The organism is Phyllobacterium sp. A18/5-2, from assembly GCF_025452215.1.
GTDB classification, from domain to species: Bacteria; Pseudomonadota; Alphaproteobacteria; order Rhizobiales; family Rhizobiaceae; genus Phyllobacterium; species Phyllobacterium sophorae.
The window spans coordinates 400,903-413,056 of the sequence record NZ_CP104967.1 but is presented as its reverse complement, the minus strand read 5'-3'; the positions used below and the strand labels follow the sequence as shown (position 1 = coordinate 413,056).

Genomic DNA, 12,154 nt, shown 5'->3' with positions numbered 1-12,154 from the left:
GATGTCCGCCGATGTCAAATAACCTGCTTGAAATCCGCGACCTGCACAAAAGCTACGGCGATGTCGAAGTTTTAAAAGGTGTCGACTGCACCATGTCGCAAGGCGACGTCATCAGCATTATCGGGTCAAGCGGCTCCGGCAAGACAACAATGCTACGCTGTATCAACATGCTGGAAGAATTCCAGGGCGGCTCGATCAGCATTGACGGGCAGGAGATCGGCTACGAAATTGTTGGTGGTGAGCGCCGCCGCAAGAAGGAAAAGGAGATCGCGCGCCAGCGGGCACTGACCGGCATGGCCTTCCAGCAGTTCAATCTCTTCCCGCATATGACCGCCGCCCGCAATGTCATGCTTGGCCTGATGAAGGTGAAGAAACTGAGCAAGGAGGAAGCGCGGGCCCTTGCCGAGAAATGGCTGGACCGCGTTGGGCTTCGTGGGCGCGCCGACCACTTCCCCGGACAGCTTTCCGGCGGCCAGCAGCAGCGCGTGGCCATTGCTCGGGCCATCGCCATGAACCCCAGACTGATGCTGTTTGACGAAGTGACGTCGGCCCTTGATCCGGAGCTCGTCAACGAAGTGCTGCAGGTGATCAAGGCGCTGGCCCAGGACGGGATGAGTATGCTGCTCGTCACCCACGAAATGCGTTTCGCCTATGAGGTTTCCAACCGGGTCATCTTCATGAATGAGGGGCAGAATCGGCGAGGAGGGCAATCCGCGCGAGATGTTCCACAAGCCGAAGAGCGAACGGCTTGCAGAGTTTTTGAAAACATCAAGCTTCGGTTGAGCGGCAGGTTGCAAGCCAATCAGGTTTGCTGGCCAATCAGGTTTGCCGGCCCAGTCGTTCGATAAGCTCCCCCAGATCCTCTCGGTCCCGGGCTGTGCAGTCCACAAGTGGCGCGCGCACACCTCCGGCAGACCGGCCAACGATCGACGCACCTGCCTTGACGATGCTTACGGCATAGCCGGGAACGCGGTTGCGAATGGCAATGTAGGGTAAGAAGAACTCGCTCAACAATCTTGCCGTCGTCTCCCGATCATTTTCGGCGACTGCCTTGTAGAAGGTGAGGGCGGTTCGCGGAATGAAATTGAAGACGGCCGACGAATAGACATCGACACCCATGGCCTTATAGGCCTGCGCATAGACCTCAGCGGTGGGCAAGCCGCCGAGATAGGCGAACCGATCACCGAGACGGTGGCGGATCGAAACCATATTCTCAATTTCGCCCACGCCATCCTTAAAGCCGATGAGGTTCGGGCATTTTTCGGCAAGGCGTTCCAACGCATCTGCGTTCAACCTGCACACATTGCGGTTGTAGACGATGACGCCAAGGCTTGTCGCAGCACAGACCGCCTCGACATGTCTGCAAACGCCCTCGGTGCTGGTTTCAGTCAGATAGTGTGGCAGCAAGAGCAGTCCGGCAGCACCGTTCTTTTCTGCAGCTCGTGCCATCTCCGCGGCAATGCGCGTTCCGTATGCAGCTGCAGCGATAATGGGCACTTGCTTACCGCAAGCTGCAACTGCGGTACGAACCACTTGCTCATGTTCGGCCGGCGTCAGCGAAAATCCTTCGCCCGTCCCGCCACCGACAAACAGCGCCGAGGCGCCATAAGGCGCAAGCCATTCCAGACGTTTGGTGTAGGAATCCGGCTGGAAGTCTCCAGCCTCATTGAAATCAGTGATGGGGAAGGACAGGAGACCGGAGCTGACTGCTTGCTTGAGTGCCTGGAAATGCATGGGAGCCTCGTCTGGAATCGAACACACCGACGATTACCATCGTGTATGTCATCATACAACTATAAAACGGATCTTTACTGACTTCGCTTTCAGGCTCATCGGCCGAGTTAGGCCTGCCGTTGATCCGCGTGCAGGGCACTATTGCGCAGCCGGTCGCGGCTGCTGCCAAGGTGAAGGCGCATGGCGGCGCGGGCACCTTCCACGTCCTGCGCCCTGATGGCCTGGTAGATCTGGTCATGCTCGCGATTGATCCGTTCCAGATACTCACGCTGTGGCAAACCATTGATCCGATGGGTTTGCAACCGCGCGCGCGGAATCAGGACCTCGCCGAGATAGTTGAACATACTCAGAAAGTGACGGTTTTTTGTGGCAATTGCGATTGCGCGATGAAATTCCAGGTCGGCATGGATCGAACTTTCATCGCGCTCTATGGCTTCATTCATCAGGTCGAGCGCATTTTTGATTCTCGCAAGATCTTCCTCGTCGCGACGCACCGCCGCCAAGGCAGCAGCCTCAAGCTCGATGCTAATTCTCAGCTCCATAACGCCGACAATTTCCTCGACGAGTTCGAGATTGTCTTCTTCAATCCGGAACGCCACCGCAGGAATGTCTTTAAGCACAAAAGCCCCGATGCCCTGTTGGGTGTGAACCAGTCCTTTGGCTTTCAAATTGGCGATGGCTTCGCGCACCACGGTCCGACTCACATTGAATTCGGCGATCATGTCCTGCTCTGTCGGCAACCGTTCGCCGCGCTTGTAATGGCCGGACGTAATCCGGTCTGCAACCGCCTTAACCAATTGACCTGTAAGCGTTTCTCGTTTGCCAAGACCGGCCATGTGCACCTTCTTTGCTTCCGCCAAACAACGCTGCTCGCCGTTCCTGGAGCAGGATGCCATAGGCGTAAGTGTTAACAAAGTAAGATATCATATATTCATTGAATGAAAACTGCGGCACCGACATTTCCTCATAAAATCAAATGCTTTGCGCAGATCTGGCTTTGGCTTGTGCCGTGCAGACGCGCCTTTGCCCAGCCACCGCAGCGGCAAATTTGCCCTTGCCGGTTCGCCAAATCAATACTACGATGTCATACAACATATACGAACGCTGCCCATAGGGAGGAAAACTATGTCGCATTTTCGGGCCTTACTGGCAGGGACGACGGCCGTCGTCGCTGCCATGACAATGAATGTTGCCGAGGCAAAAACGCCGCAGGACCAGCTGGTCATCGGCATGAATATGGTCAATCTGACCAGCCTCGATCCGCACAATGTCAATTCCTATGAATCTTACCATGTCATAGCCAATCTCTACGACACGCTGGTCCGCAACGATCCGCAGACGCCGGGCAAAATCCTGCCGATGCTGGCTAAATCCTGGAACATCCTGCCGGATGGCACGATCGAGTTTACCCTTGACGACAGGGCAGCGTTCCAGAGCGGGCGCAAGATCACCGCAAGTGACGTTGCCTATTCCCTGCAGCGTGCTGTCAAACTTGGCCTGCTTGCCAAATCCTACTACGCCAACTGGGGTTATACTGCGGACAACGTCGAGCAGAAATTCCGTGCCAAGGACGACAAGACCTTCGTCATGGAGGTGGCAACGCCGGTTGCGCCCTCGCTAAAGCTCGGTGCACTCACGCGCGCCTATGGTGCCGTCCTCGACAAGGAAGTCATCGCCAAGCACGAAAAGGATGGCGATATGGGGCGTGGCTGGTTGGCTTCGAACGCCGCCGGCTCCGGCCCGTTCACGCTCAACCGCTGGAATCCCAACGACATTGCCGTTCTTAGCCGGTTTGATGGCTATTGGGGCGGCGAGCCAAAGATGAAGCGCGTTCTCGTGCGCCATCTTCCTGAATCACAGACGGAACGGCTGCAGCTGGAAAAGGGCGATCTGGACGTTGGCTTCCAGCTCGTTTCCGCTGATATTGACGGTCTTTCAAGCAATCCGGACATTGTCATCGACCGGCTCGTCGGTTCGGGGTTTTACTATCTGATCATGAGCACAAAGGACGCTGAATTTGCCAAGCCAGAAGTCCGCAAGGCTTTGCGTTATTGCATCAACTACAAGGACATCAATGATGTCGTGATGAAGAACTACGGCAAGAGTACAACGACATTCGTTCCGTCCGACATACCGGGCTATCTTGCGGACATCGGCAACAAATATGACCCGGAGAAATGCAAGCAGGATCTGACCGCTGCAGGTTATGGCGACGGCTTCAGCAAGCAGCTGCTTTCGCTCAATTCTACGCCCTATGCAGATCTTGCGACCGCCATTCAGCAAAACCTCGCCGTGGCTGGCGTCAAGGTCGAAATTCAGACAGGCAACGGCGATCAGACCTATGGGCCGATGCGTGATCGCAAGTTCCAGCTCGGCGTCGGACGCACCGCCTCTTCGGCGCAGACGGATGCGGATGGCTGGATCCGTACCCATGCATATAACCCCGACAATACTGACGGCGCCAATCTTGCCAATCTGCAGGCGTGGCGGGCCTCTTTTGAGCTGCCCGAGGTCAACAAACTGGTCGACGAAGCGTCTGCAATCACCGACAATGAGGAAAAGCGCATCGAACTTTACGAGCAGGCATTGAAGCTGTTTGAAGCGTCCGCTCCGCCCATTATCCCGATTTCGCAGCGCGTCGATCCCTATGCCAAGAGTGCCCGCCTCAAGAATTATGTCGGCGATATTGGCTGGATGACCCGCTGGGATCAGGTCGAGAAACAGGACTAGAAAAGCACAGTCAGGTCGCCCCGCGCATGGTCAACCAGGTAGAAACGGCAGTGCAAACGCCAAGGCGGCGTTCGGGTCTGCGAAAATATCGCCGTTTTGGCGGCTCGCTGGCCAGTGTCGTCACCACGCTCTTCCTGCTGGTGCTTCTGACATTCGTGATCGGCCGGCTGATGCCGGTCGACCCGGTGATTGCCGTGGTCGGCCCGGACGCTGACCGTGCTACCTACCTTAAGGTCAAGCAAGAGCTGGGGCTGGACCTGCCAGTGCTGCAGCAATTTTGGATCTTCTTCAACAACCTTTTGCATGGTGATTTCGGCAGCACCCTGCTGACAGGCCGTCCGGTCATGGAGGATATTGCCCGGGTCTTGCCCGCGACAGTCGAGCTTGCAACAGTGACGATTATTCTTGGCGCCGGGATCGGTATTCCGCTCGGCGTCTACGCGGCGGTCAATCGTGGCCGCTTCGCCGATCATGCGGTGCGGCTCATCTCACTGCTTGGCCACTCAACACCCATCTTCTGGATCGGCATGGTCGGGCTGATGCTGTTTTATGCAAAGCTCGGCTGGGTTGGCGGCTCGGGACGCATAGACCTCTTTTATGAAGATATCGTGCCGAATGTAACTGGCTTCCTGCTGGTCGACGCGCTGCTCGCCGGGGACATGGAAGTGTTCTGGAGTGCCGTATCGCACATCATCCTGCCGGCCTGCGTGCTCGCCTATGCGTCGATTGCCTATATCAGCCGTATTACGCGCAGTTTCATGCTGGAACAATTGAACCAGGAGTATGTGATCACTGCGCGCGCCAAGGGCGTTGCGCGCAGCGGCGTCATATGGCGTCACGCCTTCAAGAACATTCGCGTGCAATTGGTGACCGTTGTCGCGCTTTCCTATGGCGGCATGCTGGAGGGGGCGGTTCTTATCGAGACTGTATTCGGCTGGCCAGGCTTCGGCCAGTACCTGACCAACGCCCTTGTCATCGGCGACATGAATGTCGTCGTCGCCTGCACGCTGATCATCGGTTGCGTCTTCATCGCCCTCAACGTGATCTCCGACCTGCTCTACAAATTGTTCGATCCGAGGATTCAATGAGCACCGATAGCAAGGGGCTGACAGCCTGGCTGACCACCGAAGAGCCAAGCAGCGCAACCCACGCAGCTTTTCAAAATACATGGCATGTCTGGACGCGGTTTGCGTCCAATCCGCTCGGCCTAGCCGGTCTAGTCATCATCCTGCTATTGGTTTTCGTTGCCATTTTTGTACCCTGGCTTGCCCCATACTCGCCGTTTGATCAGAACTTGCGCGACGCACTTTCACCACCAGACGGTCAGCACCTTCTTGGTACCGACGAGCTGGGCAGGGATATTCTGAGCCGAATTCTTTGGGGAAGCCGCATCACATTGTCGATCGTCGCCATTGTCAGTGTCATCGTCGCGCCCATCGGCCTCGTCGTAGGCTGCCTCGCTGGCTACTATGGCGGCTGGCTCGATACGATCTTAATGCGCATAACCGAGCTGTTTCTGTCTTTTCCCAGCCTCATTCTGGCGCTGGCTTTTGTCGCGGCACTGGGGCCAAGTTTGAACAATGCGATCATTGCCATTGCGCTAACGCAATGGCCGCCGATCGCTCGGCTGGCTCGTGCTGAATCCCTTAGCCTGCGCAAGCGCGATCATATTTCGGCCGTGCATCTGATGGGCGCCACGAACCTGCGCATTGTACTTGGCCATATCGCGCCCCTGTGCGTGCCCTCGGTGATCGTGCGTATCACACTCAACATGGCAGGTATCATTCTGACGGCTGCCGGACTTGGCTTTCTCGGGCTCGGCGCGCAGCCGCCAAGTCCCGAATGGGGTGCAATGGTCTCGACCGGCCGGCGCTTCATGCTTGACAGCTGGTGGGTCGGGACCATGCCTGGTCTTTCGATCCTGACTGTCAGCTTGGCCTTCAATCTTGTCGGCGATGCGCTGCGCGATGCACTCGATCCGAGGCAGGAGTGAACGGCATGGACAAACCTCTGCTTTCCGTACGTGACCTGAAGATCAGCTTCCACGGCGCTGCCGGCACCTTCGACGCAGTGCGCGGCGTGTCCTTTGACCTTGGACGGGAAAAACTCGGCATTGTCGGCGAATCCGGTTCCGGAAAAAGCATGACCGGCCGCGCAATCATGCGTTTGACTCCCCCGCAGCAGCCGTCGGGGCGGAGCGCATCCAGCTCGGTGAAATCGATATTCTGCGAGCGTCCGAAAAGACGATGGATGCCCTTCGCGGACGCCGCATTGGCCTGATCATGCAGGATCCGAAATACTCGCTCAATCCCGTCGTCACGGTTGGCGAACAGATTGCGGAAGCCTACCGCATCCATGCCCGATCTTCCGCTTCGCAAGCACGCCAAAAGGCTGTCGCAATGCTCGGCGCGGTCCAGATCCGCGATCCGCAGCGCGTTTATTGCATGTACCCGCATGAAATGTCCGGTGGTATGGGCCAACGCATCATGATCGCCATGATGCTGGTTTCGGAACCCGAAATCCTGATCGCCGACGAAGCAACATCGGCACTTGATGTGACCGTGCGCCTCGAAATTCTCGGCCTTCTCAACGAACTCGTGCAAAAGCGCGGACTTGGTTTGATTTTCATCAGCCACGATCTCAATCTGGTGCGCCGCTTCTGCGATCGGGTCCTGATCATGTATCGGGGCCGGGTGGTCGAGACCCTCAAGGCAAGTGAACTCGACGAGGCGACGCATCCCTATACGAGGGGGCTGCTCGACGCGATGCCGCGCATTCACGCGCAGCGCAAGCGTCTGCCTGTGCTTAAGCGTGACGCAGCATGGTAAGCGACATGACTAGCCAAACGCCGATCATCGAAATCGAGAACCTCGTCGTCACTTTCGGGGAAGGGGAGGACGAGCGCCGGGCGGTCGGTGGCATCAGCTTTTGCGTCAATCGCGGCGAGACCTTTGGGCTCGTTGGGGATCCGGCTCGGGAAAATCAACGATCCTGCGGGCGATCACGGGGCTCGTTGCCAACGAGGCCGATGTCATGCGCGTGGCCGGCCAGGATGTGCGACAAAAGCGCGGCAAGGATTTCTACCGCAAGGTCCAGATGGTTTTTCAGGATCCCTACGAGGCCCTGCATCCGCGCCATACGATCTGGCGCCAGCTCATGGAACCTGCCCGCATCCAACATATTCCCGATGCCGAAGCGCGCGGTCATGCGGCGCTCGACTCGGTCGGTTTGAGTCAAACACTGCTCTGGCGCTACCCGCATCAGCTTTCCGGTGGCCAAAGACAGCGCGTGGCCATTGCCCGAGCGCTGATGTCGGAGCCCGACGTTTTGCTTCTGGACGAACCAACGTCAGCGCTTGATGTCTCGGTGCAGGCGGAAATTCTCAACCTTCTTTGCGATTTGCAGGATGAGCGCGGCTTGACCTACCTCATGGTCAGCCATGATCTTGGTGTCGTCGCCCACATGTGCAAACGCACAGCGGTGATGCACGCTGGATTGATCGTCGAAACTTTGGGCGTCGAGGCGCTCATCAATGGCGGTGCAACGAGGGCCTATACGAAAAAACTTATCGCAGCGAGCGAAGCTTACGGCGAAGACCCGCGGGACGTCGCCGAGCCGCGCGTTTCCAGCAATTAACAGGGAGTACAACATGTTTCTGGGCACCCAATTTCGTGCGCGCGATGATGATGATTACCGGGTCATGGCACAATTTGGTATCGAACATGTCTGCGCCGACCCCGCCGGTAATCCGCACGACTGGACCTTGGATATTCTTGAGGAGCATCGCGATCATCTAGCGGGTTTCGGCCTTGCCCTCGATATGATCCAGCTGCCGTTGAGCTCGCATGTCATCGAGAAGCAGTTCAGTCCGGATATCCTCTCTGCCGGGCCTGACCGCGATCGCCAGATCGATTCGATCTGCCGTCTGATCGAGCGCGCTGCACAGGCTGGCATTCCGGCAGTCAAGTATAACCTCAACATCATCGGTATTCCGCGCACGGAACTCGAAACGGGGAGGGGCGGATCACGCAACGACGCGTTTCGCTGGGATAAGGCCGATCACGATGCGCCGCCAACAATCGCCGGTGTCGTTGATGAGGACGAGAATTGGCAGCGCATTGACTATTTCCTCGAACGCGTCGTGCCTGTCGCCGAGGCGAACAGGGTGCGGCTCGCCTGTCATCCGCACGATCCCTATACCCCGCCAGGCTATCGCGGTGTGACGCGGGTTCTCGGTACGGTCGAAGGCCTGAAGAAATTCGTGCTGATGCGTGAAAGTCCGTATCACGGCTTGAATTTCTGCCAGGGTACTGTGGGTGAGATGCTCGACAATCCCGCGAAGGAAATCTTCGATGTCATCCGCTGGTTCGGTGAACGCGGCAAATTGTTCAACGTGCATTTCCGCAATATTCGCGGCGGCAAGCTGTCTTTCATGGAAACTTTCCCCGAGGAGGGTGACATGGACATGTGGCGGTCGCTCAGGACTTATGCGGAAGTCGGCTATCCATACATGATCATGCCGGACCACGTGCCGCAGGTCTCCGGCCGCGATCCGCAAAATACGGCCTTCGCCTTCACCTATGGCTATATCGCGGCGCTGCTTCAGGTGCTGAACAGCGAGACGCAGTAAACTGGCGGCCAAAATGATCCGCACCTTCGACAATGGCAACGAACCCATTCTCAACGGGAGTGAACCGGCTAACCTTATTCATTTCAACCTGGTCAAATTGACCACAGAAGGCGTGTCTTCCTATCGTCTGGCTGACTTCGAAACGGCCATCGTGCCGCTCGCCGGCAGCTGCGACGTTCATGTCGATGGCACGAAATTCGCTTGCGTCGGCAGCCGCAGCAGTGTCTGGAGGCTGTGCTTCACGCCTTCGCGCGATGCCTCGATCTGGTTCTTGTAGCGGGCGGTCATTTCGTCCTGTCGTATCTTGGCGGCATCCCATAGCTCCTGCGGCACGATGCGAAGCTCGGGAGCCTCGGAGCGTATCCATTCGTTTTCGGGATTGAGCCGATAGGCAAAGTGGCCGGTGTCGGGGTTCTTCAGCTTCTTCTGCCGGTTCCAGCGGATGATTCCGATATAAAGCTCGCAATTGAGAATGCCGGAACTGATGGTCCGGTTGCCCCGGATCGTGGTGTCGTTCCACCGCTTGCCGGTCGGGCTCGGGATACCGTCGCGATTCAAATCGGCGGCGATACGTTGCGGTGACATATTCACGAAAGATGCGGCGCACGATCTCGGCCTGTTCCTCGATAATCTCGCGTTCGCCCCGGATCGGCTCGCCGCGCGTCGAGCTGGTGGACAACGCGGTAGCCATAGCCGTTGCCGCCGCCGGTCTTGCCGGCCTCGACCCGGCCCCTGATACCACGATGGGTCTTGATGGCGAGGTCTTTCAGGAACAGCGCGTTCATGGTGCCTTTCAGACCGACATGAAGTTCGTTGATCTCGCCTTCCGACAGGGTGAAGATTGTGACGCCGGCAAAGCGCAGGCGTTTAAAGACGCCGGCCACGTCCTCCTGATCGCGGCTGATACGGTCCAGCGCCGCGGACAGAACCATGTCGAAGCGGCCAGCCCGCGCGTCGGCAAGCAGCGACTGGATGCCGGAGCGGATAAGGGAGGCGCCGGAGATGGCGCGGTCGGAATAGGTGTCCACCACGGTCCAGCCCTCGCGCGGCCCGCTCACGGCACTGGCGCAACTGATCCTCGATAGAGGCATCACGCTGGTTGTCGGAGGAATAGCGAGCATAAAGGGCAACGCGGGTCAGGACGGCGGCATTCCTGTCTAGAGGTTCTTCAAATCCTTGATGAGCGCGAACAGATGCAGCGGATCGGTGGGCGACGGTTGGAAGTCGAACCGCTCATAAAACGAGCGCGCCGCCTGGTTCTTGGCGTGAACCACAAGTGCGCGGACGCCGGCAATGTCGCCTACTTGCAAAGTGCGCAGAATGGCGTCGCGCAGCAATCCAGCGCCGATCCTCTTGCCCTGCCACTGCTCACTGCCTCCCAGCCGAGCCAGCAGCATGACCGGCACGGGATGCCTGGCCAATCCTTTGGTCAGGCGCTCCGGCGCGCCCTCATAGCGAACCTCGCCGACAACGAGCGTATAAAAACCAACGATAGCATCGTCATCCGCGATGCCGACATAGGTCTGCGAGGCGTTTGCCATCTGGTTTGGAAGGGCGAAGCGAACCAGAAAGCGGTTCAGCGCTTCCTCACCGCAATCGAAGTTTTCGACGGCATGGCGGCGATGCAGCTTTTCGATGCGAAAGCCTGTCACGTCCGCTTGTCACCCGAAAAGACGCTCGGTTCGTTCAGAAGTTCACGCAGGCGCGGCAGATCGCGCGGCGGGGCGTCCAGGGCAAAGATGAAGGCTTCCCACTCCTCTGGTGGAAGTTGGAAAACGCGACGGTCGGCAAGGGTTTCCTCGGCCCGGTTAAGGGCGCTTTCAAGCACGAACTCGCTTAGCGAGCGGCGCTCCGCCTGCGCGGCGGCGGCCAGTGTGTGCTTGGCGTCCGCCGTCAGGCGGAGATCGAGCTTTTCGGTGCGGTTGATGCGTGTGGTCATGATGTTGTCTCCTGCACGCACCCTGCCAGAATGACAGACATTGTCAAGACAAAATGAGTGCGGCTTCATGTATTCCTGTCGTCCGCTCTGTCGCCAGATTTCGGCGCGTTGTTGTTCGCGGCGATCTGCTTGGCGAAGTCCTCACGCGCCATACGGCGACCGATGATGCGCGCAAGCTCGACAACGACATCGTTGACCTTGCGCAGCGCCTCGGGATCAGGGCGGTCCATACCGCCGTTATCGTTGGCTGCGACAAGATGATCTTCTGGATCGGGCGGGTCATCCGGCGTCATGGGTGCTCTCCCTTTGCGTTAGGCGCTTCGTTGTCGTTGACAGCGCGCCATCCAATGGGATTTGCCACCCAGCGGTTGATGTCGGATTCTGCGCCAGCCCGCGCCATGGATGCTGATTTTCAACCGGGCGGGGAACGTGCCCTCAGCGATCTTGTGCGGCGGCGGCTGAAATCGTCGTCGGCTCTACATAGACCGTCTTTGCCGCAGCGATATCCGCAGGCGCAACCTTATATTTCGCCTTGGTCAATCGCCCACCGTTCGAGGCCAAACCATCGTAGGACGTCAACGAGTTCGCCTGTTGGAGCGGCACTGAGGCGCAACCACCAACCATCAAAGCCAGAGGCCATACAAGATGCTTGGAGCCAATGGATCGACGCCGCGACAGGTCGCCTGCCAGGCCAATTCGGGAATGTGACATATCGTGTTCCTGTTATAGGACATGGCGATGACATCCCTTGTCTCCGGGGCTGCACCACTCTCTGCCGGTTGCCAGGATGAGTTCCCACATTCCCTCGTTGGGTTGGGTTTTGAAATGTTAAGTGATGTTGGCGGATGCAGGCGGTCTCACCAGCCACCGCTGGAACTTCTTGACGAAAAATGAGCCGACGGAAACGGGCGAAGACGGTCGTGAACAGAGACAGTCGAGGGGCAGTCCCCAAAAGATTGACCAACCCCTTCGGATTACAATGGATGCGCACCTGAATTTGGGCCGCAGCACGAAACACTCTGCTATGGTCATCGGCGCTAGCAAGGCGAGGATCTGGCGGAACCTATGTTCGAACCGCAAGTGAAGAGAAAATCGTGCCAGCGCACAAAACTGCCTCTGTC

11 protein-coding genes and 5 pseudogenes are annotated in these 12,154 nt (G+C 57.9%); 8 read left to right on the top strand and 8 right to left on the bottom strand.

Annotation, left to right across the window (positions count from 1 at the left end; all coding sequences use genetic code 11):
• Positions 1-11: 11 nt before the first annotated feature.
• A pseudogene (locus N8E89_RS20530) lies at positions 12-783 on the top strand (amino acid ABC transporter ATP-binding protein).
• A gap of 36 nt (positions 784-819) precedes the next feature.
• Here N8E89_RS20530 and kdgD read toward each other — a convergent pair.
• On the bottom strand, positions 820-1,734 hold the full coding sequence (gene kdgD, locus N8E89_RS20525) for a 5-dehydro-4-deoxyglucarate dehydratase (protein WP_262263009.1): 915 nt from the start codon (positions 1,732-1,734) through the stop codon (positions 820-822).
• Between the two features lie 107 nt (positions 1,735-1,841).
• Positions 1,842-2,570, bottom strand: coding sequence for a FadR/GntR family transcriptional regulator (locus N8E89_RS20520; protein ID WP_106665516.1), 729 nt, complete (start codon positions 2,568-2,570; stop codon positions 1,842-1,844).
• A 289-nt stretch (positions 2,571-2,859) separates the two neighbouring features.
• On the opposite strand from N8E89_RS20520, the gene N8E89_RS20515 reads away from it, so the two are divergent.
• The 7 genes and pseudogenes from N8E89_RS20515 (at position 2,860) to N8E89_RS29420 (ending at position 9,371) form a co-directional block, all read left to right on the top strand.
• Positions 2,860-4,464: an ABC transporter substrate-binding protein gene (locus N8E89_RS20515; protein ID WP_262263008.1), complete on the top strand. Its 1,605-nt coding sequence runs from the start codon at positions 2,860-2,862 to the stop codon at positions 4,462-4,464.
• Between the two features lie 26 nt (positions 4,465-4,490).
• Entirely contained in the window at positions 4,491-5,552 is a 1,062-nt protein-coding gene (locus N8E89_RS20510; protein WP_262263007.1) for an ABC transporter permease, read from the top strand.
• Positions 5,549-6,457 (top strand): ABC transporter permease, encoded by a 909-nt coding sequence (locus tag N8E89_RS20505; RefSeq protein WP_262263006.1) that lies wholly within the window; start codon positions 5,549-5,551, stop codon positions 6,455-6,457. Before N8E89_RS20510 ends, N8E89_RS20505 begins: the two co-directional genes overlap by 4 nt.
• 5 nt (positions 6,458-6,462) lie before the next feature.
• Positions 6,463-7,292 (top strand): annotated as a pseudogene (locus N8E89_RS20500) (ABC transporter ATP-binding protein).
• Positions 7,286-8,100, top strand: a pseudogene (locus N8E89_RS20495) (ABC transporter ATP-binding protein). Before N8E89_RS20500 ends, N8E89_RS20495 begins: the two co-directional pseudogenes overlap by 7 nt.
• Positions 8,101-8,113: 13 nt before the next feature.
• On the top strand, positions 8,114-9,094 hold the full coding sequence (locus N8E89_RS20490; protein ID WP_262263005.1) for a mannonate dehydratase: 981 nt from the start codon (positions 8,114-8,116) through the stop codon (positions 9,092-9,094).
• 13 nt (positions 9,095-9,107) lie between these two features.
• The gene (locus N8E89_RS29420) at positions 9,108-9,371 is read left to right on the top strand and encodes a 5-deoxy-glucuronate isomerase (RefSeq protein ID WP_410010437.1); all 264 of its coding nucleotides are present in this window, start codon (positions 9,108-9,110) and stop codon (positions 9,369-9,371) included.
• Positions 9,372-9,373: 2 nt separating this feature from the next.
• On the opposite strand, the pseudogene N8E89_RS20485 reads toward N8E89_RS29420, so the two are convergent.
• The 6 genes and pseudogenes from N8E89_RS20485 to N8E89_RS20460 all read right to left on the bottom strand — a co-directional run.
• Positions 9,374-10,234 (bottom strand): annotated as a pseudogene (locus N8E89_RS20485) (recombinase family protein); the annotation flags it as partial.
• A gap of 17 nt (positions 10,235-10,251) precedes the next feature.
• Entirely contained in the window at positions 10,252-10,746 is a 495-nt protein-coding gene (locus N8E89_RS20480; RefSeq protein ID WP_262263004.1) for a GNAT family N-acetyltransferase, read from the bottom strand.
• Positions 10,743-11,033, bottom strand: coding sequence for a type II toxin-antitoxin system TacA family antitoxin (locus N8E89_RS20475; protein WP_262263003.1), 291 nt, complete (start codon positions 11,031-11,033; stop codon positions 10,743-10,745). The genes N8E89_RS20480 and N8E89_RS20475 overlap by 4 nt, the downstream gene beginning before the upstream one ends.
• Before the next feature lie 65 nt (positions 11,034-11,098).
• Positions 11,099-11,326, bottom strand: coding sequence for a hypothetical protein (locus N8E89_RS20470; protein WP_262263002.1), 228 nt, complete (start codon positions 11,324-11,326; stop codon positions 11,099-11,101).
• Positions 11,323-11,479, bottom strand: a pseudogene (locus N8E89_RS20465) (helix-turn-helix transcriptional regulator); the annotation flags it as partial. The gene N8E89_RS20470 and the pseudogene N8E89_RS20465, both read right to left, overlap by 4 nt.
• Positions 11,469-11,744, bottom strand: a complete 276-nt coding sequence (locus tag N8E89_RS20460) for a hypothetical protein (protein ID WP_262263001.1) — start codon at positions 11,742-11,744, stop codon at positions 11,469-11,471. The pseudogene N8E89_RS20465 and the gene N8E89_RS20460, both read right to left, overlap by 11 nt.
• Between the last annotated feature and the right edge of the window lie 410 nt (positions 11,745-12,154).

Excerpts from the sequence above, each read along its gene's own strand:
- kdgD (WP_262263009.1), bottom strand. The coding sequence starts at position 1,734 with ATGCATTTCCAGGCACTCAAGCAAGCAGTCAGCTCCGGTCTCCTGTCC.
- N8E89_RS20520 (WP_106665516.1), bottom strand. The coding sequence starts at position 2,570 with ATGGCCGGTCTTGGCAAACGAGAAACGCTTACAGGTCAATTGGTTAAG.
- N8E89_RS20515 (WP_262263008.1), top strand. The coding sequence starts at position 2,860 with ATGTCGCATTTTCGGGCCTTACTGGCAGGGACGACGGCCGTCGTCGCT.
- N8E89_RS20510 (WP_262263007.1), top strand. The coding sequence starts at position 4,491 with ATGGTCAACCAGGTAGAAACGGCAGTGCAAACGCCAAGGCGGCGTTCG.
- N8E89_RS20505 (WP_262263006.1), top strand. The coding sequence starts at position 5,549 with ATGAGCACCGATAGCAAGGGGCTGACAGCCTGGCTGACCACCGAAGAG.
- N8E89_RS20490 (WP_262263005.1), top strand. The coding sequence starts at position 8,114 with ATGTTTCTGGGCACCCAATTTCGTGCGCGCGATGATGATGATTACCGG.
- N8E89_RS29420 (WP_410010437.1), top strand. The coding sequence starts at position 9,108 with ATGATCCGCACCTTCGACAATGGCAACGAACCCATTCTCAACGGGAGT.
- N8E89_RS20475 (WP_262263003.1), bottom strand. The coding sequence starts at position 11,033 with ATGACCACACGCATCAACCGCACCGAAAAGCTCGATCTCCGCCTGACG.
- N8E89_RS20470 (WP_262263002.1), bottom strand. The coding sequence starts at position 11,326 with ATGACGCCGGATGACCCGCCCGATCCAGAAGATCATCTTGTCGCAGCC.
- N8E89_RS20460 (WP_262263001.1), bottom strand. The coding sequence starts at position 11,744 with ATGTCACATTCCCGAATTGGCCTGGCAGGCGACCTGTCGCGGCGTCGA.